Source organism: Maribacter aquivivus (assembly GCF_900142175.1).
GTDB lineage: Bacteria > Bacteroidota > Bacteroidia > Flavobacteriales > Flavobacteriaceae > Maribacter > Maribacter aquivivus.
This window is the reverse complement of sequence record NZ_FQZX01000001.1, coordinates 1,176,777-1,196,791: the sequence shown is the minus strand read 5'-3', so window position 1 is coordinate 1,196,791 and position 20,015 is coordinate 1,176,777. Positions and strand designations below refer to the sequence as shown.

Below are 20,015 nucleotides of genomic sequence, written 5' to 3'. Positions count from 1 at the left end.
ATTAAGCTTAATATTATATTACAGCTTCATCATCGATTAGTTGACTAGAAACCTGCAATAAGCCCGCAAAGTCCGATGCTGTAGCCCTATCTGCATTTGTCAAATGTGACATTCTAATTTGAGGATTAGCTTCTTTATCATAACTAAGATTACATAAGTAGTCTTTACCTTCTTCTACTCCATATTGATAGTTAGATTGATAACAAATGGCTGTTCTCTCTACTTCTTCGCCATCAGGCAAGTTGAACTTTAACGTTACTACTTTAAAAAGTTTCTCATTAGCATTTTCTAATACGCTCTTACCAATTTTCAATAAAGTGGCATTGAACTGAAATTCTGTTTCTCCCGTTTCAGGGTTCTGAATCTGCTTATACTTCGTCATCATTTAATATTTTAATTCTAGGATAAGAATATTATTATCCCAGAACTTAACAAGGGTAAATAAGTTTTATTCCACGAGCGAAGCGAGTGCAGTCTTAGTTAGGTGAAGTGATTCTCAAAAAGTTAAGTTAGCTCCCTTGAAAGATAAGTAGCTTATTTAGTTTGGGTCTTGAAGAATTAATCCGTTTCCAGTAGTACCCTAGCAACCCTTTTTATAATTGGGTAGGGGGGTGATTTGTACTTTATCAAGTGTATGGCTTTTTGAAAAAAAAGTTAAAAAATTAATTTTTAAAAAATATTATTATGAGCAACTTGAGATTTGAAGATTTACCAAAAGCAATGGAATTAGTATTAGATAAACTTTTACAAATTGAGGAAGAATTAAAAAATATTAAAGAATGTTACCAGCCAAATGAGCCTACTGAGCTTATGACAAGACAGGAGGTAGTTGAGTATTTCAAAATTTCGTTTCCTACATTACACCAATGGACAAAACATGGAATATTAGTTTCTTACAGGATGGGAAATAGGGTATATTACAAAAGGAGTGAAATTCTAGATATTTTGAATAAATAAGCAAAACCAACTCAAAATATACTTCTACAACTTCTGATTAAAATACTTAAAAAACAAATATTTATTATTCTAAATTATTTAATTAAATACCTTAATAGTGATAATGTATTGCTTTTAACCCTTATAAATATTATGTTTGCACAGTAGGCTAACAAATGTCCGACATATTAGGCTAACAAATGTCCGACACAGTAGGCTAGTAAGTGTCCGACATATTAGGCTAACAAATGTCCGACACAGTAGGCTAATAAACACTAAATTTAATAGAATAATTTACATAGATTAAATATTAGAAAAGAAATACATTTATAAAGATTTAAAAATGTCAACACCAGGAGAAAAACTAGCAACATCATTAAAAGAATTACGGAAACTTCAACAAGATGAAAATATTGTTGCTATTAAATCTTCTGAAATTAATAGAACCCATAGAGAAAGATTAACTAAAAATGGATTCTTACAAGAAGTATCGAAAGGATGGTACATTTTCACTAATCCAAATGACAAACCAGGAGAGTCTACATCATGGTTTACATCTTATTGGAACTTTTGTTCTAGGTATTTAGAAGATAAATACAAAGGAAAGTATTGTCTTTCACCTGAGCAATCACTCTTATTACACGTTGGAAACACAATTATTCCAGAACAACTTATCACGAAATCCCCAAACGGACCAAACAAAGTTATTCCTCTTCTTTACAACACTGAACTTCTAGAGTTAAAAGGAGACGTTCCACCTAAAGAAAATTTAGATAAAAAAAATGATGTCAGAGTTTACAATTTAGAATCATCATTAATCAATATTCAGCCTATTATGTTCACCTCTAATTCAAATGATGTCAGAGCAGCACTACTAATGATAAAAGATGCTTCTCAAATACTAGGTCCTTTGCTTGATGGTGCTCATACTAGGCCAGCTGGAAGGTTAGCTGGCGCATTTCGAAATATTGGGATTGATAAAATTGCTGATGAAATTGTTAGCACAATGAAAGCATTAGATCATGATGTTAGAGAAATTGATCCATTTGAAGAAAAATGTGTGGTAAATCTTTCTGACTTAAAGAGTTCTCCACATGTTAATAGAATAAAACTAAAGTGGGCCAAATACAGAGAAACTATTGTTGAGCAATTCCCTACTGGACCAGACCAGCCAATTAAAATTAATGAATATTTAAATTCAATTGATGAAATATACAAAACCGATGCTTATCATTCTTTATCTATTGAAAGATATAAAGTTTCTGAGGAATTAATTGAACTTGTAAGTACCGGAGAGTGGGATGTTTTAGAAAATGAAGGTCATAAAGAACTTGAAAGTGCAATGGCAGCAAAAGGCTATTTTGATGCATCCAAAGAAGTTAAATCATCAATTGAAAAAATACTAAATGGTACCAATGCAGGCAAAGTAGTAGACAAGGATCATCCAACTTGGTACCAAAAATTATTCTCTCCAAGTGTTTTATCTGGATTATGCAAGCCATCAGATTTAGCAGGTTATAGAAATAGACCTATTTATATTTCAAATTCAAGGCATGTTCCAATGAGCAAGGAGGCTGTGAGAGATGCAATGCCAGCATTATTTGAGTTGTTAATCAATGAAGATCATGCAGGAACAAGAGTAATATTGGGTCACTTCTTTTTTGTATATATTCACCCATATTCAGATGGTAATGGAAGAATGGCAAGATTTTTAATGAATACTATGTTGGCTTCAGGAAATTATCCGTGGACTGTAATCCCTGTTGAAAGAAGGAATGATTATATGAGCGCATTAGAGGAAGCAAGTGTTAAAGGTAATATTCAACCCTTCGCTAAATTCATTTCTGACCTAGTCGATTTAAGTCTAAAAGGAATGCCAGAAGCAAAATTAGTTGATTCAAAAAAATAAGAAACGAAAGCCCAACAGTGGCTATGAGTAATTATTTTTTATCGCCTACTCTGAAAATTATTTAGGATATTCCGACTTGGATTATACTTGCAATATTAAGTGCTAACCCACGCACCTACTCATAACCTGGCCGTTGCTCCAATTTTCTTGAAACCCTCTCCATCTCCTCACCAACCCTCTTCTGAACAATCATTCCATAATACTCTTGAGTAATTTTCATACTTGAATGCCCTAACAACTCACTAACAATCTCCATTGGAACATCGTTATAAAGCAGTACAGTTGACGCAAAAGTCTTTCGAGCAATATGGTGAGTAATTGATTTATTGATGCCTACTATCCCCGCAATTTCTTTTAGGTAAGAATTAATCTTTTGATTACTAAACCTTGGAAGTACATAATCATTCATCTCGTTATACTTAATCATGATAACTTTAGCCCTAGGTAGCAATGGTATTGATATTTGTTTATTTGTCTTCTCTCTCCTTATTTTTATCCATTCATTTCCGTCAAAACCCTTTATGATATGTTCCCTTTTTAGGTTTGCCATTTCGTGGTATGCTAATCCCGTATAACAACAAAAGATGAAAAGATCTTTGACCAATTGTAGTCTAGGCTGTGTGAATTTATACTCTTCAAGTAGTTGCAATTCATCTTCTGTAAGGAATATTACTTCCTTTCTAACCCGACCAGGCTTATGCATTACAAATGGGTCACTTACAAGATATCCTTCAGCTACGGCTATCTTAATAGGTTTTCTGAACCTTTGTATCGACTTGTTTATTGTTACTTGTTTCTGATTCTTTACCGTTTTAAGGTAGTATTCAAAATCATCTAAAAATGTTTGGTCTAGCTTAATTAAAGGGAAATCATTTTTCTGATACTTAGAATTAATAAATGCTGCTACGTCAGCACAAACATATTCTGACTTCTTCCAAGTAGACATTTTAAGGTCTTTACCTATTAGCTTGGACTTCTTAACTAAAAACTTCTCAAAATAAGATATCACATATTCATTCTTCTTTTCAACCTTACCTAAAAACATATCCCATATATTCTCTACTGTAAAGTCGTCATTCCCTAATTGAAGTTTCAAATAAGCCTTTCTAATTGCCGCTACTTGTACTTCTAACTGCTGGTTAATTTGCTCACCTGAAGTAGCTCTAGAGGCACTACTCTGTTGCTTGGAATCCCACAGTAATGGATTGACCATTATACCTGAAGAAGCTTCTTTTCGTTTCTTTAAATAGGTGATTCTAACATTCAGAGGACACATCCCCTTTTTGTTCTTTTTGTTCAGTTTAATAACGAACAGGATGGATAAGCTTTGATTTTTCATTACCAATTGGTTTTAATGTTAAACAATTGGCGTACAATTCAGAAAGTGGGTCCCTCGAAATATTACATGGGTCTCGAATTGGGTCCCTTATTTCGGCAAATAACTTGACAAGTTGACTTATAATTGGAAAGTACTGTTATTACTCATAATGCAGTTAAGCCTTGCAAATACTACGTAAAAACAAAAAATCCAACCTAAATAAATAGATTGGATTTCGCTTTTTGCTCCCCCTCTTGGACTCGAACCAAGGACCCTCTGATTAACAGTCAGATGCTCTAACCAACTGAGCTAAGGAGGAAAATAACCCGTTTTAGTTTCCTAAAGCGGGTGCAAATATAGTAGTTTTTTGAAACTCGCCAAATAATTTAAAAAGTTTTTTTATTTAAATATCAATTTATAAACATCATTACCATTTGCAAACAGTAAAAGAGCTATTAAAATAAAGAATCCTGTTACTTGAGCATACTCTAAAAACTTATCGCTTGGCTTTCTTCCTGTAACTATTTCATAGAGCAAAAACATAACGTGCCCGCCATCTAATGCAGGAATAGGCAGTATATTCATAAATGCTAGAATAATCGAGATAAACGCAGTTGTAGCCCAAAACTGATGCCAGTTCCAAGTATCTGGAAACATACCACCAATGGCAGCAAAACCACCAACCTCTTTATAAGCACCTGTATCAGGGTTGAAAATCTTCTTCATTCCCTTGATATAGTCTGTAAGGGTCTTAACACCTTTGTTCCATCCGGCTGGGATTGATTCTACGAAAGTGTAGTTCAATGTTTCTACTTTAAAATAACCTTTCTCCTGATATTCCTCCATAGAACCTAATCCGGCATAAACCCCAAACTTACCTTCTTCAGAAACTTTTGCATTCAGCGTAACTTTATTCCCATCACGAATTACTACAACAGGAACACTTTTTCCTTTATTGGCAGCAAGCACAGGTATAACTTGATCTTGAAATTCTACGGTCTTACCTGCAATATCAACAACTGCATCACCAGCCTTAAATCCACTATCCTTATTTTGAGAATCTTCAGGAATTTCTCTTATTATAAATGGTATTCTATAATTAATAAACCTAGCATTTTCCTTATTATTAGATATGGTTTCGATAAAATCTACCGGAATATCTTTTTCAATTTTAGTACCATTACGTTCTAAGGTTATCTTTTCGCCATAAACTACTTCTGGCATAATACTACTTAAAGACTTAATATCTTTACCATCAACAGCAAGAACCTTATCACCTGTTTCTATACCAAGAGCATCACCCAAAGTAGTATCAGTAATCCAAACTCCGTCTTTTAAACTGTCATTCGCAATATACTTTTCTCCATAAGCATACGCCAAACCAATAAAAATAATTACTGCTAAAATGAAATTAACCGTAACACCACCTAACATTATAATTAATCGCTGCCAAGCCGGTTTGCTTCTAAACTCCCACTCTTTCGGTTCTTCTGCCATGGCTTCTTTATCCATGCTTTCATCTATCATTCCAGATATTTTTACATATCCGCCTAAAGGCAACCAACCAATACCATATTCGGTCTCCCCTATTTTCTTTTTGAAAAGCGAAAACTTCACATCAAAGAATAAGTAGAATTTCTCTACTCTTGTTTTAAAATATTTTGCTGGTATAAAATGTCCTAACTCGTGTAGTACTATAAGTATAGAAAGGCTTAAAAAAAATTGTATTGTCTTTATTATAATAGGGCTCATTCTTTTTTCCTGAAAATTAAAATCGCACAAAAGTACATTTTTACAACCGCTAAAAAAAAGAAACACTCTGAGGGAGTGGTATTTTATGAATAATTTATCAGCTGACAGGGTGAATTGGCTTGAAAAATAAATAGTCCTAGCGTACCTTTGTTAAAAATTCTTATGCGTTCTTTTTTCGCTAAATTCAAATTATTTGGTCTGGTACTGATACCTATTTCTGCAGTTATCATGTATCTTTTTTACAATGCCTTACAACCCGTAAAGCTATTACCGGTCTATTCACCTGCGATGGTAAATGCCGAATTGGTAGCTGAAGAGATACAGCATGTTAGAAAATACCACACTATCGCCGATTTCTCTTTAACGAACCAAAATGGCGAAACGATTACCCAAGATAATTACGAAGGTAAAATTTACGTAGCAGATTTCTTCTTTACCACTTGCCCTACCATTTGCCCGATCATGACCAAAAACATGGTAGATCTTCAACAATCGCTTGGTAAAGATTCTGATGTAATGTTATTATCGCACTCGGTAACACCAGAAATTGATTCTGTTGCCCAATTAAAAAAATATGCCTTGGAAAAAGGGGTCGATGATAGCAATTGGAATTTAGTTACAGGCGATAAGAAACAAATCTATGACCTTGCCCGTAAATCGTATTTAGCCGTAAAGACTGATGGTGATGGCGGACCATTTGATATGATCCATACCGAAAACTTTATTTTAGTAGATGAGAAAAAGAGAATTCGGGGTTTCTATGATGGAACAAAAAAGGAGGATATTGAAAAATTGATGGAAGATATTAAAGTGCTTCAAGAATCTCATAAAAAGTAAAAGTCCCCCATACACATTGTACAGGGGACTTTATAATTATAACTATACCAACTTATTTACACTCGTTAGAATAAGCTTTTGCAATCTTTATCTGATCTTCTTCAGATGTTGAAAACTCACCACCTTCAATACGTCCTGCAAGTGCGGGACAACTAGCAAAAAATTCTGCACTAGCTGTTTCTGCCTTTTTAACGCCATCAATGCTAAAATAATAGGTATCTGTATCTGTTAAATCTTTAAATAGTTTTATACCTGTACCAACGAAAACGCGTTGCATAAAAATTGTACTATTCAAATTAAAACCGGACAAGCCGGCTTCTGTAGATTTGATAAAGCCTTTTTTAGGATTAACGGGCTCAAACACTCTGTCTTCAATTACGATTTCAGACACCTCTTTACACTTCAAAGAAGCGTTTTTGGTTTTACCTTTTGCATTTACATAAGTAACTGTTACTCTTTTTGCAGTAGTGTCTCCACTAACATCCATAATATTACCGCCTTCTTGTTCTTGAGGTGAAAAACGCATGGAAATTTTACCTTCCATCTTTTCACCATCATCTTTAATTACATACCCTACTGCCTTATCTACATTATTGCCTTGAATAGCTTCTTTTTTGGCAATTTTTGCTAAGATTGGATCAACGGTATACCCTTCAGAATAGATACGCTCTCCAGAATCTTTATCATAATTTAAAACATAACTTGCGTAATGTTTATCAAATGCATTTTTCTTCCCTCTCGTTATCCATTTCTTTTCTTCGGTCTCTAAAGCCATTTCCATATACTTAGATGCAGCTTCAAAATCTTCTTGCATCAAAGCAACGTTATATAGGTTCATGATTAATCCCCAGCCTGCTTTTTTACCTGTCTTACTTGACAAATCATAGGCAGCTAATTTTTCTTCCCAATACGTTTTATAAGAATGTAATTGTTCTTTACCTGCTCTTAATTGCTCCAAGTTGGTAAAAGTAGTAGACATTTCTTCAAAGTCCGCAACCTTGGCTTTTGTTTCATCTTCTAGACCTTCTGTCTTCTTATCTTTTATAAAATAGAATTTTTCAAATTCTGTATTCGCTCTAATATCATAATCCTCATAAAGTACAGGCGCCAATGTTTCAGTCAAAAAATTATCACCAAGGTTTACTCTTAAATATTCTTCAACCAAATAGGGTGTACCTTTTGCCTGTTCATCATTAGCAAAAGTTAAATATTTCTCTTCTTCTTCGAACGTAAAATCAAGAACTACAGGAATAATTGTTCCTTGTGAATCTGCCTTTGGAAGAACCGCAATACGATTGTAATGCACACTTTCACCATTTAACATGGTCAATATCCCTATTGCAGCATCTGCTTTAGGCACAATAGAGACACTGTAGGTTTCATTTGCCTTACTTCGAGATATTGTTAAGTTTAAATCTTTTATCGACAATCCGTTCAACGCAAATAGAAAATCTGGCGTTCCGTTCTCATCTGTTAATTTTGTGAAATCTTGAAATTTCAAAGCATTTTTAAAGGCTTCTTCAGTAAAAGGTAAAGCAGCATTCTTTGAGTTTGCAAATGCCCCCATATACGTATTTACATTCTGGGGAACAGGTTTTTTTGCATAACTAGGAATTGCCACTTTAATATTCTTGCTTTTGGTTGATTGCCCAAAAATGGACATCGTTCCAAAAAGGAATAGCACTAATAATGGTTTTTTCATAATTGGTTATTTATGTATTTAATTAAGTTGATTACTCTTTTCTGGTCTTTTAAGATAATTGCATTGTTATTTTTATAATTACAAAATGTTGCGCTTTTTTCTAGAAGCATTGATCTGTAGAAAGAAAAGGCAATTCCGAATATCTCATTAAATCAATCATATAAAATTAATATGTTAATAAAATACACATATTCAACGGTATAGTTAAGATAATATTTCACAGATTTTAATCTGTAACGACATCGGTTTACAAAACCATTGATTAGCCCAAGCATTAGCCGTTAATTATGCTAAAAAGTATAGGTAATAATATTATTTCCATTACTTTTGCCTTACTTATAATGAATCTAAATAAAGATTGGAAACTACAGTCGCACATTTAAAAAGAGGTCAAAAGGGAATTATAAAAGAATTCACTGAAAACCTACTACCTATAAAACTGCTAGAACTAGGTTGTTTACCTGGCAACGTTGTAGAATTAGTGCAAGTAGCTCCATTAAACGACCCTATCTATATCAATGTTAACGGATCACATATTGCCATTAGAAGAGAAATGGCTTTGCATATAGCACTTGATATTATTGAAGATAATACGGTTATATGAGCAAACAAATCAATGTAGCCCTTATTGGGAACCCGAACACTGGTAAAACTTCGGTTTTTAATCAACTTACCGGGTTAAACCAAAAAGTAGGTAACTACCCAGGTATAACGGTTGAGAAAAAAGAAGGAATCTGTAAACTTCCCCGAGGTGTAAAAGCCCATATTTTAGATTTACCAGGAACGTATAGTTTAAACACTACTTCGTTAGATGAAAGTGTTGCGGTCGAGTTACTTCTTAATAAAAACGATAAAGATCACCCAGATGTCGCCATTGTAGTTTCTGATGTAGAGAACCTAAAAAGAAACCTGCTACTTTTTACACAAATAAAAGATTTAAAAATACCCACCATACTAGTCATTAACATGGCAGACCGTATGTCTCGCAAGGGTATTACTATTGATATTGAATTATTAGAAAAGAAATTAAACTCAAAAATTGCATTAGTAAGTACCCGTAAAGAAACGGGTATCGACAAACTTAGAGAGTTAATAGCCGATCACAAGAATTTACCAAAAACGCAAAATGTAGATATTTCTGTAATTGCACCAGAATATTTTGAAAAACTTGCTACCGCATTCCCAAAAGAAGACGTGTACAAATTATGGTTGGTAATTACACAAGATGTCAATTTTATGCCTCTTGAAAAGACGCTATTTAAAGATGCCTCTTCATTTGCCACTAAATCTAAATCTGAATTAAAACGTCTACAGCAAAAAGAGACCATTTTAAGATACCAATTTATAAATGGTATCTTAAAAGAAACCTATAAAGTTGACGTTAATGCCGCTAAGGGTTTTAGAGCAACTTTAGACAAAGTATTAACCCATAAAATTTTTGGCTATCTAATATTTTTTCTAATACTGTTAACCATATTTCAGGCGATTTATGGGTGGAGCGAATACCCGATGGATTTAATTGACGGATTCTTTGCGTCCGCTACAGAATGGGTAAAAAATACATTGCCACCTGGGGTTTTTACAAATCTGATTGCAGAAGGCATTTTAGCTGGTATTGGTGGTATTGTTATATTCATTCCGCAGATAGCTTTCTTGTTTCTTTTTATAGCCTTGTTAGAAGAAACAGGCTACATGAGTAGGGTTGTATTTTTAATGGATAGGATAATGCGTCCGTTTGGTTTAAGCGGTAAAAGTGTTGTTCCATTAATATCGGGTACCGCTTGCGCAATACCTGCAGTAATGGCCACCAGAACCATTGAAAACTGGAAGGAAAGACTAATTACCATATTGGTAACTCCGTTTACCACGTGCTCAGCACGCTTACCGGTATACCTGATTATTATAGCTTTGGTAATACCCGAAGGTAGTTTTCTAGGTTTGAGTTATAAAGCACTAACCTTAATGTCATTGTACTTAATGGGTTTTGGAGCTGCTATTTTATCGGCAGTAATCTTAAACAAAATACTTAAAATAAAAAGCAAATCTTTCTTTGTGGTAGAAATGCCGAATTACAAATTACCATTGCTTAAAAACGTTGGCTATACCGTTCTTGAAAAGACTAAAAGTTTTGTTTTCGGGGCAGGTAAAATAATCTTGGCAATTTCAATTATACTATGGTTTTTAGGTTCTAACGGATCTTCTGATGAATTTAAAAATGCAGAGACCATTGTAACCAACCGCGTGGAACAAGAAGGCTTCAGCACTAGTAGTGAAATTTATTTTGAGACCCATCAAGATGGTTTAGATATAAATGCCCCTAACGCTTCAAGCCAACAAAAGGAACTTGAAGAACGCGCATTAGCACAAGAAATAGCAGGGTATAAATTAGAGCATTCTTATATGGGTCATATGGGTAAAGCTATAGAACCAATTGTAAGACCTTTAGGTTATGACTGGAAAATTGGTATTGCCGTCATCACCTCCTTTGCAGCTAGAGAAGTTTTTGTTGGCACATTGGCAACTATTTACAGCGTAGGTAATGATGAAGAAGAAACCATAAAAAACAGAATGGCTGCAGAAGTAAACCCTAGAACTCAAAAACCACTATTTAATTTGGCCTCTGGTGTGTCCTTACTTCTATTTTATGCATTTGCAATGCAATGTATGAGTACACTTGCTGTAGTAAAAAGAGAAACGAATTCTTGGAAATGGCCAGCGGGTCAGCTAGTATTTATGAGCCTATTTGCTTATATTGTAGCTTTAATAGCTTATCAATTATTAAAATAAAAAACACATGATACAACACATTTTAGTTTACATTACTTTAGCTATTTCTGTTGGTTATATAGTTAGTAAATTTTTTATTCCAAAATCTATTTGGTCTAGCAAAAAAGAGAGTTCAAAGGCTTGCGGGCAAGATGGTTGTGGCTGTCATTAGTGTTTAGATTTTTGTTAAAATTTATTTAAAACGTTCATAACAGTTTCTAAAATTGTAACGTTACTTACTTTGGTTCGTCTAGATTGCGTAAGAATAATCGAACCTATGAATACTAAATTACCTCTTCTAGCTTTTTTCGCATTTCTAATTTTCAACCTATTTAATGCCAAGGCACAAAGCTTAACTGCAACTGTTATTGACAGTGTTAGCCAACAACCCATACCATTCGCCTCAGTGCAATTAAAAGATAAGTGGGCCATTTCTAATGAAGAGGGTAGTTTTAATTTAGTATTTGGTGATGTCATAAAAGAATATGATTCCCTTATTATATCTATTATGGGTTACGAGACCTTGTCTAAACCCATTTCTGAATTCACTACAACCAAAATTGCACTTGTACCTAAAGCTATAGAGTTAAGAGAAGTTATTGTCTCTAACAAGAATTATACTGCCGATGAAATCATGGATTTCGTTGAGGATAATCTAGAAAAGAATTATTCTAATGATCTTTCGAAAAAAAGACTTTTTCACCGAACATCGAATTTTGACCGTTGGACGCAAAGTGATTTTAAGGTTAAAAAATCTTCTATAGATGTATTGAACCAAAAATTTATTGATAGTATCATCTACACTGTTCCAAAAAATGATAGTTTTTATTCTGAAATCGTAGGAGATTTATATGGCAATCATGACGAAGAACTTCAAAAGTTTAATTTATTGAAAGCCTCTAAGTTATATGACAAAAGCACAGAATTTGACTATGATAAAATCGAAGAAAGATTCAATAATATTTTAAAAGAAAATGTAACACCTGGATCTTATTTTAAGATTAAATCTGGTCTATTGTCATTCAAAATTGATTCTGATGAAGTAAGCACTCTTTTTGAAGAAGATGTGGATTCTACCGATGTAGCAGCTGTGAATAAAGAGCTTGAAGAGAAAAAGAAAAGTAAAGAAGAGCAGCAAAAAAATTATGGTAATTGGAAAAGAGACCAACTAGCCAAAATATTTAGTGGTTTACCAACACAAGAAGATTCCAAACTTAATTTTATTGATAAGCAAAGAAAATACGATTATACGCTTCAAGAGTTTACCTTTTTAGGGGATAACCCAGTATATGTAATTTCTTTTAAACCAGATGGGTCAGCAGACTATGAAGGTACTTTATATGTAAATGCAGATGATTTTGCAGTAATACAAGTGGATTATTCTAATGTTAAACCTACGAGTAAATTTAGTCTACTGGGCATTTCAACTAACAATTACCTATCTAAGGGGAAAATAATTTACAACAAGGGTAAAGATGGCTTTTATGGTGTACGCTACTACGAATCTGAAAATGGTATGAGGGTTGGTGTAAGAAGACCACTGAAAATTATTGAAAAAAATAAAATTGTAAAAGGTAGAAATAAGCAGAATGAATTATCTGGAAATATGGATTTTGTAATTATCAGTGTAGAAAAGAATGAAATGATTGTATTTGAGTCCGAAAATATTACTCAGGCTACTTATGATGGTTTTACGGAAAACAACACCATATCACCTACTTATATGCCTAAATACGACCCAACTTTCTGGGAAGGGTATGCTATTATGGAACCAAATACAGCAATCAAAGAATTTACAGCTATATCTGCAGAGTAAATTAAATTAAATTTTTAATAAAACTGTAGAATAATAACCCCCAGCCTACTACTAAAAAGAGTCCGCCAAGCGGGGTTATGGGACCCAAGATTTTGATTTTATTTCCTTTAGATGCAGAAATGCATAATCCGTAAATACTAAAAGAAAATAGGATGGTTCCAATAATTAGACAATAGATAATAGCTTTCTCAAGCCCTGTTTCTAGATTAAGGTTAAAGCTCAGCATCAATATTAAAAGCGCATGATACATTTGATATTTCACTCCCGTTTCAAAACTGTTCAATTGTTCTGCAGTAAAGGTTTTCTTTAGTAAATGTGCACCAAAAGCACCAAAAACAACTGTTAATAAACCCAACAACGCCCCTATCAATTGCGCAACTAAAACCATATCTTTTTAATTCAAAGATACTGTCATCTCCTTTTAATTCATAAATTACAGAAACCATTATCCAAGAAAAATGAAAACCTATCTATCTCTTTGCATAATAGCAGTACTACTATTGTGTAGTTGCGGTCCTGCGAAAAGTACCACCAAAGACAAATCATCATTAGATACTGAACTAAGAGAAAAGAATAGAGCTAATGTTTCACTACTGCAACGCATAAGACAAAAGCCAGGAGTAGTGCTACAAAATAATGTTCCCATTTTAAATAAAACGACAAACTCGTTCGATTCTGGCGGAAATCAAGAACCTTTATACGTTTTAAATAATCAAGTAATTGGAAATTCGTTTCATTCTGTAAACGAACTGATAGACAGTTACAACGTGAAGAAAATAGTTATTCTCTCTGGCGCAGATGCTGCGGGTTACGGAACCCAAGCTTCAAATGGGGTTATTCTATTTAATACGTACTAAAAATTATCAGTTTAAACCAATTTAAATTTTAATTGGATATATAATTATACTATTAGTTTTTAAAAAATGTAACGCTTGAATAATCTGTAATATTCTTACAGATTTTGATTAGTAGTACTTTTATAGTTTACATCTTAAAAAAGATTATTAAAACTTATATTGAATTCCCATACGGAAAACATTTGAATAAAAGTTTTTAATGGTATACACTTCAAAAGAGCTATTAAGTGTGGTATAATCTGCCAAACGATATGATAAGTTACCGGTATACCTTTCAAAATTGGGCTGTTCATTTTCCGCAAAAATTCCAAAATCCGTTAGTAGCTTAAACCTAGTTTTATCATTCCCAAGAGTTAATTGTGCCCCTCCACCTCCATAGATTCTCTTTTTTGCCAACCAATAAGGATATCCTAAACGACGATCAATAGAGCCTCTACCCAAAGCTCCTTCAAGTAATGGTCCAAATTGAAATTTGCTCTCTTTAAAAATATCATACCTTAAATTGGCAAGTATAGTAGCGTCATATTCACCATCTGTATAATAATTAGACTCTAATGCTAGAATCTGTAAAAAACGGTTTCCTAATGGAATTTCCTTATAAGCATTGAACATAAATCTATAAATCTTAAGTACATGCCCAGGACCTGACCTTACGGGAAAAATCTCTAACTGCAAGGCCGTAAATTTCTTGCCCTTGTTTTTGTTAAAACCAATACCAGCCTGAAAATAAAAGGTACTGGTATCGTCCTTTTCAATCCTTCCGTGGAAATAATAATTTTTATCATTATTAGGTTGTAAATCGAATCTATAATCTACCCCAAATAACTGCCTTTCCATATTGTCTGGCAGGAACGTTTCCATCTCAATAGGCAACATAGCTGATTGGGTAAGCATAAAACGATGTCTATTTCCTTTTTTATTAAAATAATCGTAGTAAAGACCAAAAGAAGATAAAGTGGGGTCTAGTTTATTATTTATACTAAAGTATTCCACACCTAAACTACTCCCCTGTTGTTTTCTTTCCTTTTTTTGAATGTCTATGACTAAAGATGGGCTCAAAAGCCCCTGAAATACCCTATAAAATTCGAGTTGAGGTTGTAAATCCATTTGTTTTACCTCATTATTTAATACAGCCAACATTTTCACATCCCTTTCATGCATCGGAACGCCGATTGTAATTTTTGCCGCTTCTTTTACCTCACCATTGTATAATAACAAGGTGGTCATATAGTTACTGGCTTCAAAATCAGCAGGGTAATCCCTAATGTATTTCTTGAAAAAATCTTTTAAGATATCCATTTGACCAACTTCAAAATACCAATTCATTTTATCTATTACAGAAATATTCTCTGCACATACCGACCAGGCCAATGCATTAGTATAGTCACCCAGATCACCAAAAAGCTTTGTGATTTTATCTGCATATTCCTTTAAACCTTCTTGGCAAGGGGCTTTTCCCCGTAACTCTTGAGCGGCCTTTTTAGTGTCATTTGCTATTAGCAAACTCAGGTAATAGTTATAATCTTGTGTTTTAAATTTTATAAGATCCTTTGTATGTAAACGCCAATAATCAATCGTTGCCTGATTTATATTTTCGCTACAACTTTGCCATTGCAAGGCTTTATCAAATAATAGTCGGTTAGCATAGGTCCACGCAATATCTGTTGCCAATGCCTTATCGTTTAAACTGCAGGGGGTTACTGTATGTAATTTACTCATCAGTTCCTGAGCATTTGTTTGTAATAAAAGCCTAATATATCTTTTTTCGTTTTTTAATGAAGGTTCCAATACACATAATCGCCTTAACACATACTTTATCATTAGTATATTTTCTGGTGTATTGAAATCATCATAATATTCATTGAGAACTGAACTATTCTTAGTATTAAATTTTAATTGTCTTTCTAACCAAAGTTGTCTTACCTCGTTGGTAGGATAATACACGATTTTACTTAATTCATTTGATAAATCGGATAATAAGCTGTCTTGGCTTTTTAGAAAATAGAGATTGTATTTATCCCAAAAAGCATTTCCTTTGTTTTGCCAACTCATATAGGTTGCATACTTTTTTAACAAAGTCTTATTTGCCTGCCCGTTTGCGCTTAAATAATTTTCGATTAATTCTATGGCTTCAGGTATATTATCATTACTTACCAATTTTTTAAGTTGGTTTTCCAATGGTACTAGTGACTTCCTCAATACATAATAGGTGTCCCTTTTCTGTAAGACTTTATTAAAAAGCGCACTTTCTTTATCTGCCGATAACCGCTTTTCAAAATCCTTAACAAATAGATAAGGTGCAGGTGTTTCTATGGTATAAAGGAAACCATTCAATATGGGTAGTTTCCTATTCCTAATATTTTTATTTGAGAATATTAAATCAGCATCCTCTATATGTTCATTGTCAACGTAAATGAACCAATAATATGGTCCCTTACCATTTTCATGTGCAAAACTTTCTACTTCATAAATACCATTATCATACATATGGTTGAACCGCCCATATCTCCAATTACTTGTAATATATGAGGATTGTGTGGCGTTAAAAAATCTTGTAAAAGGGTGGTTTTTCTTAAAAGCTACCAAGTAATCCTCAAAGGTATCTAACATTCCCTTTTTTCCATTTGCAGAATACCAGTTCAACCTATATTTATTCCGGTAATCAAAATCGGCACTAGTTTCTTTATTTGACCCATCGGGTATTTGATAAATATCATCCGGATGTATAAAGTGTGTCCATATTCCAGTATAGATATACATAGATTCTATAGCCCATTCTTTTTCTGGTTCTATATTAAAACCACTACTTATTCTTGGATAATCAAAAAAATGTTTATTCCATGGTTCTGGATCAAACTCCCTATTTCCACCCTCTTCAAAATGGCCTAAATAGGTGCTTTGCATAAAACGTAAACTTGGCATTGTCTCAACTAATCTTTGCATCCCCATACTATCTATATAATTACTAGGAGGTACATAGGAAATAGGCATATTCTGAAAATCCAATATATTCCACTTTTTTAAAGCAGATTTCAAGGCAGTTGATATAAATACCGGATTTTTCCATTCTTGCTCCAATAGTGATACATGGTTATACCCGTGAAAACCTAATTCATGGCCGCTGCTAATTATGTTTTTTGTAATCCATGCGCTACTACTTTGATTACCCTCTTTTTTAGTCAAAGTTCTAGTAGCATCCCACTCTTTAAAGACAAAAGGTGGGGTTGTATTGTTATTATAGTCAAACGTCAGATAGGCTGTATATTTAATATCATGTCTTTTAGCTAGTTTTTTCATGTCGGGCCACCAAACATCCTTTACATAATCCGCCATGGTCAAATTCATTTCAGACTTTATGGGCTCCTTAAGTATGTTGTACATAGGGGAAGGAAAATCGTCCAAAAAAATGGTGGACACATTAGCAACGGGATAAGGAATACCTTCTAAACCATACAGAAGGGTGGAAAAAAGAAGTCCTCTCATATTTTTTTGAAGTGTGAAATCTAAATTTAAAAGTACCACATTACCATTTCCTACTTTATGTTTTAGTACTACAGGATAATTAGAATCATTCATTGCGGAGACTATGGTAACCGCCTCGTTTTTAAAATTATCTCCGTCATACCCCAAAAAAGGATCTTTAAAAGAATAGGAAAAACCTAACTTATTGGGAAATAGGGACCTATTCAAATGAAAACCTTTTGCTATAATATTTTTTTTTGGATCTGTTTCTGGCCTAATACCCATTAAAAAAAACATTCTAGGATCACTTAATGCCTTTGTTATCTGCAAAGTACCGCCTTTTGCTACATACGCATATAAAGAATCTATACCCCTGTCATTAATATTCATTGTTTCATAAACAGAGACTACCCTTACAGATTCATCTATAATAGGATTCAAGTTAAATTGACTCACTCTTGCAGTACTATGTGGAATTTTAGTATAATCCAAGGTCTTTTTTAAATTTTCTGATTCCAATACATTACCATGTAGGTTTGCATCCGTAATTAACAGAACTACAGGTGAACCTTTACTGATTTTAGGGTCTTTGAATTGCGTCGTGAAACGATATAAGTCTTTTTGGCAACCAACTATGACAAAAAATAATAAAATAAGTAAAACGTAAATTGGCCCTTTTTTCATAATGTAAAAATAAGTTCAACTATTTTTGAGGCCTTGTCCTCATTGGTTATTTTAAAAACCTTTAAATTATCTGCTTCATGAAATATTTCTACCTTTCTACCCCTACTTTTTAATATTTCGATACTATTCTTAATAGCTTTCACATATTTCGTTGGGGTATCTAAAGATGAAGACTCTTTATGTAATGGTACCTGAGCTACAAAAACGAAAATAGTATTGGGCAAAACTACTTCAGGGTGTTTTTTTAAATATGCCAAATCATCTTTTACTTTATGGTAATGTGCGTCTTTTTGTAAATAATCGGTTACAAAAAAATCATATTCCATATACCTATGATTGCTTTTACTTATTTGTACGGCATAATTGCTATTTACAACGGCATAGGTAAAAGGCAAATATTCTTTAGACAGTTCATCGTATACCGAAATTATAACATCCTTTAAGGGCTCTTTTTCTTTTAAACCTTCTAAAGCAAATACTTTATTTTGTAGCGCAATGACCAATAAAAACGTACTGGCAATTAATATTGTGCCATACTTAAAGCGTTTTGAATAAGACCAGATATACCCTAAAAAAAAATTTAAGACCCCTAATCCCATACCAATACAAATAATAATCATTGGAGTCAATGCTTGATAAAACATATCCATATCTATCCAATTACTAGGTATGAACCTTAAGTTTATGAACGCATTAAACAAAAGTAAAATGACCAATACCGGTCTCCACTGCTTACCTTTTATAATATAGATAGGAATTATAAGCAGCATTAAAAGAATACCCAAGCTAGAATATATTTTAAGTAAGGATTCTAGGGGAATATCTAACTGCGGAAAATAGGAATACATATCCGTACGAATTAGATTTTCTTTAAAAAAACTTACAAAAGGCCTTTTAATGGTATAACATCTGATAAAATAAATTGCCAAAACAACTAAACCAACTAGGCTAAATGCAGTGGCACTTAAGACCCAATGAATTACCTTTTGTTTTTCACGTACGATGCCGGCAAAAACCAAAAAAATAGGAATTAACCAAATAAACACAAAAAGGTTAATAATAGCAATGGAGGAGTAAACAAGGCATAAATACAAAAAAAATCGTTTTTTGTTCTCGGTCAGTAATTTTGGATATAACGTAAACAACATAGATGGAAATGCGAAAAATAATGCGAGGTGTACTGGATTATTTTCTAGTAAAAGATTAATGTTCATGGGTAGTACGCCATAAAAAAAACCAAAAAACAACAAGGATATAAAAGGAATATAAAATGTTGAACGCGACAGTTTACCAACGAACCAAAATAAAACCATCGATAGACCAAAAACCTCTAGAAGACCAAATGAGTGTAAGGCCATTTCCTCACTGATATTAATAGTTTTGGCATATAGATTTATAAGTGCTTGTTCACCCGGCATAATAAGGTCTGACCCGAACCATTGGTTTTCGTTAATCAACTTTACCAATTCAAGCTTATTTAACCATACATTTGAGAGAACGTATAGGTCATTACTTAGAAATTGATACCTTGAGAATAGACAAACGAAAGAAACAAAAACTGCGGCAAACAAGGGGTAATTGAATAGTTTAGGTTTAATAGATTTCAACAAGGCAGAAAAAAATGAAATACTATTGAAATTTGTTTTATTAACCCTATTTATGATACTAAATAGCGTTTTCTTTTTTATCGCTAACATGGTCTTCAAATTACATACAGGGAACACATGAATATATAATCCAATAATAAAAATCAAGAAAAAGATAAAAATTGAGAACCGATCATATACTTTTCCCATAATTAGAAAAAATAAGGTTGTCATTACTGCACTACCGGCAATTATCCCACGTGACATTACATAGTCTAAATTGTAACGCTTTAGTTCGTGCCTTACCATCATTTGATAAATCAAAACGACAAAAAGTAACACTAACATGATTCTAAAAGGACCCAACAATACCGTATTCATAAACATTTT

Annotated in this window: 15 protein-coding genes and 1 tRNA gene; 8 read left to right on the top strand and 8 right to left on the bottom strand. The window is 33.2% G+C overall.

Annotation, left to right across the window (positions count from 1 at the left end; translation table 11 throughout):
- Positions 1-13: 13 nt before the first annotated feature.
- A complete protein-coding gene (locus tag BUC31_RS05130; RefSeq protein WP_139251896.1) occupies positions 14-385 on the bottom strand; it encodes a hypothetical protein in 372 nt (123 codons plus the stop codon).
- Between the two features lie 299 nt (positions 386-684).
- Here BUC31_RS05130 and BUC31_RS05125 point away from each other — a divergent pair, with 299 nt between their 5' ends.
- Positions 685-957: a helix-turn-helix domain-containing protein gene (locus BUC31_RS05125; protein WP_073241870.1), complete on the top strand. Its 273-nt coding sequence runs from the start codon at positions 685-687 to the stop codon at positions 955-957.
- A 322-nt stretch (positions 958-1,279) separates the two neighbouring features.
- Positions 1,280-2,845, top strand: coding sequence for a Fic family protein (locus BUC31_RS05120; protein ID WP_073241868.1), 1,566 nt, complete (start codon positions 1,280-1,282; stop codon positions 2,843-2,845).
- A 115-nt stretch (positions 2,846-2,960) separates the two neighbouring features.
- Here BUC31_RS05120 and BUC31_RS05115 read toward each other — a convergent pair whose 3' ends face one another.
- From BUC31_RS05115 to rseP, 3 genes are all read right to left on the bottom strand, one after another.
- Positions 2,961-4,184 carry a site-specific integrase gene (locus BUC31_RS05115; RefSeq protein WP_073241866.1) on the bottom strand — a complete coding sequence of 408 codons (1,224 nt, stop codon included), beginning with the start codon at positions 4,182-4,184 and terminating at the stop codon, positions 2,961-2,963.
- 224 nt (positions 4,185-4,408) lie between these two features.
- Positions 4,409-4,482 (bottom strand) — tRNA-Asn (locus BUC31_RS05110).
- 80 nt (positions 4,483-4,562) lie between these two features.
- A complete protein-coding gene (rseP, locus tag BUC31_RS05105) occupies positions 4,563-5,915 on the bottom strand; it encodes an RIP metalloprotease RseP (protein ID WP_073241864.1) in 1,353 nt (450 codons plus the stop codon).
- 162 nt (positions 5,916-6,077) lie between these two features.
- On the opposite strand from rseP, the gene BUC31_RS05100 reads away from it, so the two are divergent.
- A complete protein-coding gene (locus tag BUC31_RS05100; protein ID WP_073241862.1) occupies positions 6,078-6,752 on the top strand; it encodes an SCO family protein in 675 nt (224 codons plus the stop codon).
- Positions 6,753-6,804: 52 nt separating this feature from the next.
- On the opposite strand, the gene BUC31_RS05095 is transcribed toward BUC31_RS05100, so the two are convergent.
- A complete protein-coding gene (locus tag BUC31_RS05095) occupies positions 6,805-8,454 on the bottom strand; it encodes a hypothetical protein (RefSeq protein ID WP_139251895.1) in 1,650 nt (549 codons plus the stop codon).
- A gap of 358 nt (positions 8,455-8,812) precedes the next feature.
- Between BUC31_RS05095 and BUC31_RS05090 the strand changes: the two genes are divergently transcribed.
- From BUC31_RS05090 to BUC31_RS05080, 4 genes are all read left to right on the top strand, one after another.
- Positions 8,813-9,058, top strand: a complete 246-nt coding sequence (locus BUC31_RS05090) for a FeoA family protein (RefSeq protein ID WP_073241858.1) — start codon at positions 8,813-8,815, stop codon at positions 9,056-9,058.
- The gene (feoB, locus tag BUC31_RS05085; protein ID WP_073241856.1) at positions 9,055-11,241 is read left to right on the top strand and encodes a ferrous iron transport protein B; all 2,187 of its coding nucleotides are present in this window, start codon (positions 9,055-9,057) and stop codon (positions 11,239-11,241) included. The genes BUC31_RS05090 and feoB overlap by 4 nt, the downstream gene beginning before the upstream one ends.
- Positions 11,242-11,248: 7 nt before the next feature.
- The gene (locus tag BUC31_RS20285; protein ID WP_170861929.1) at positions 11,249-11,392 is read left to right on the top strand and encodes a hypothetical protein; all 144 of its coding nucleotides are present in this window, start codon (positions 11,249-11,251) and stop codon (positions 11,390-11,392) included.
- 105 nt (positions 11,393-11,497) lie between these two features.
- Positions 11,498-13,036: a peptidase associated/transthyretin-like domain-containing protein gene (locus BUC31_RS05080; protein WP_073241854.1), complete on the top strand. Its 1,539-nt coding sequence runs from the start codon at positions 11,498-11,500 to the stop codon at positions 13,034-13,036.
- Between the two features lies 1 nt (position 13,037).
- Here BUC31_RS05080 and BUC31_RS05075 read toward each other — a convergent pair whose 3' ends face one another.
- Positions 13,038-13,424: a DUF423 domain-containing protein gene (locus BUC31_RS05075; RefSeq protein WP_073241852.1), complete on the bottom strand. Its 387-nt coding sequence runs from the start codon at positions 13,422-13,424 to the stop codon at positions 13,038-13,040.
- A 70-nt stretch (positions 13,425-13,494) separates the two neighbouring features.
- On the opposite strand from BUC31_RS05075, the gene BUC31_RS05070 reads away from it, so the two are divergent.
- Positions 13,495-13,893 (top strand): TonB-dependent receptor, encoded by a 399-nt coding sequence (locus tag BUC31_RS05070; RefSeq protein WP_084134945.1) that lies wholly within the window; start codon positions 13,495-13,497, stop codon positions 13,891-13,893.
- 147 nt (positions 13,894-14,040) lie between these two features.
- On the opposite strand, the gene BUC31_RS05065 is transcribed toward BUC31_RS05070, so the two are convergent.
- Together BUC31_RS05065 and BUC31_RS05060 are read right to left on the bottom strand one after the other, a co-directional pair.
- The gene (locus BUC31_RS05065) at positions 14,041-18,039 is read right to left on the bottom strand and encodes a DUF2194 domain-containing protein (RefSeq protein WP_073241848.1); all 3,999 of its coding nucleotides are present in this window, start codon (positions 18,037-18,039) and stop codon (positions 14,041-14,043) included.
- Positions 18,036-20,006 (bottom strand): hypothetical protein, encoded by a 1,971-nt coding sequence (locus BUC31_RS05060; protein WP_139251894.1) that lies wholly within the window; start codon positions 20,004-20,006, stop codon positions 18,036-18,038. Before BUC31_RS05060 ends, BUC31_RS05065 begins: the two co-directional genes overlap by 4 nt.
- Positions 20,007-20,015 lie beyond the last annotated feature (9 nt).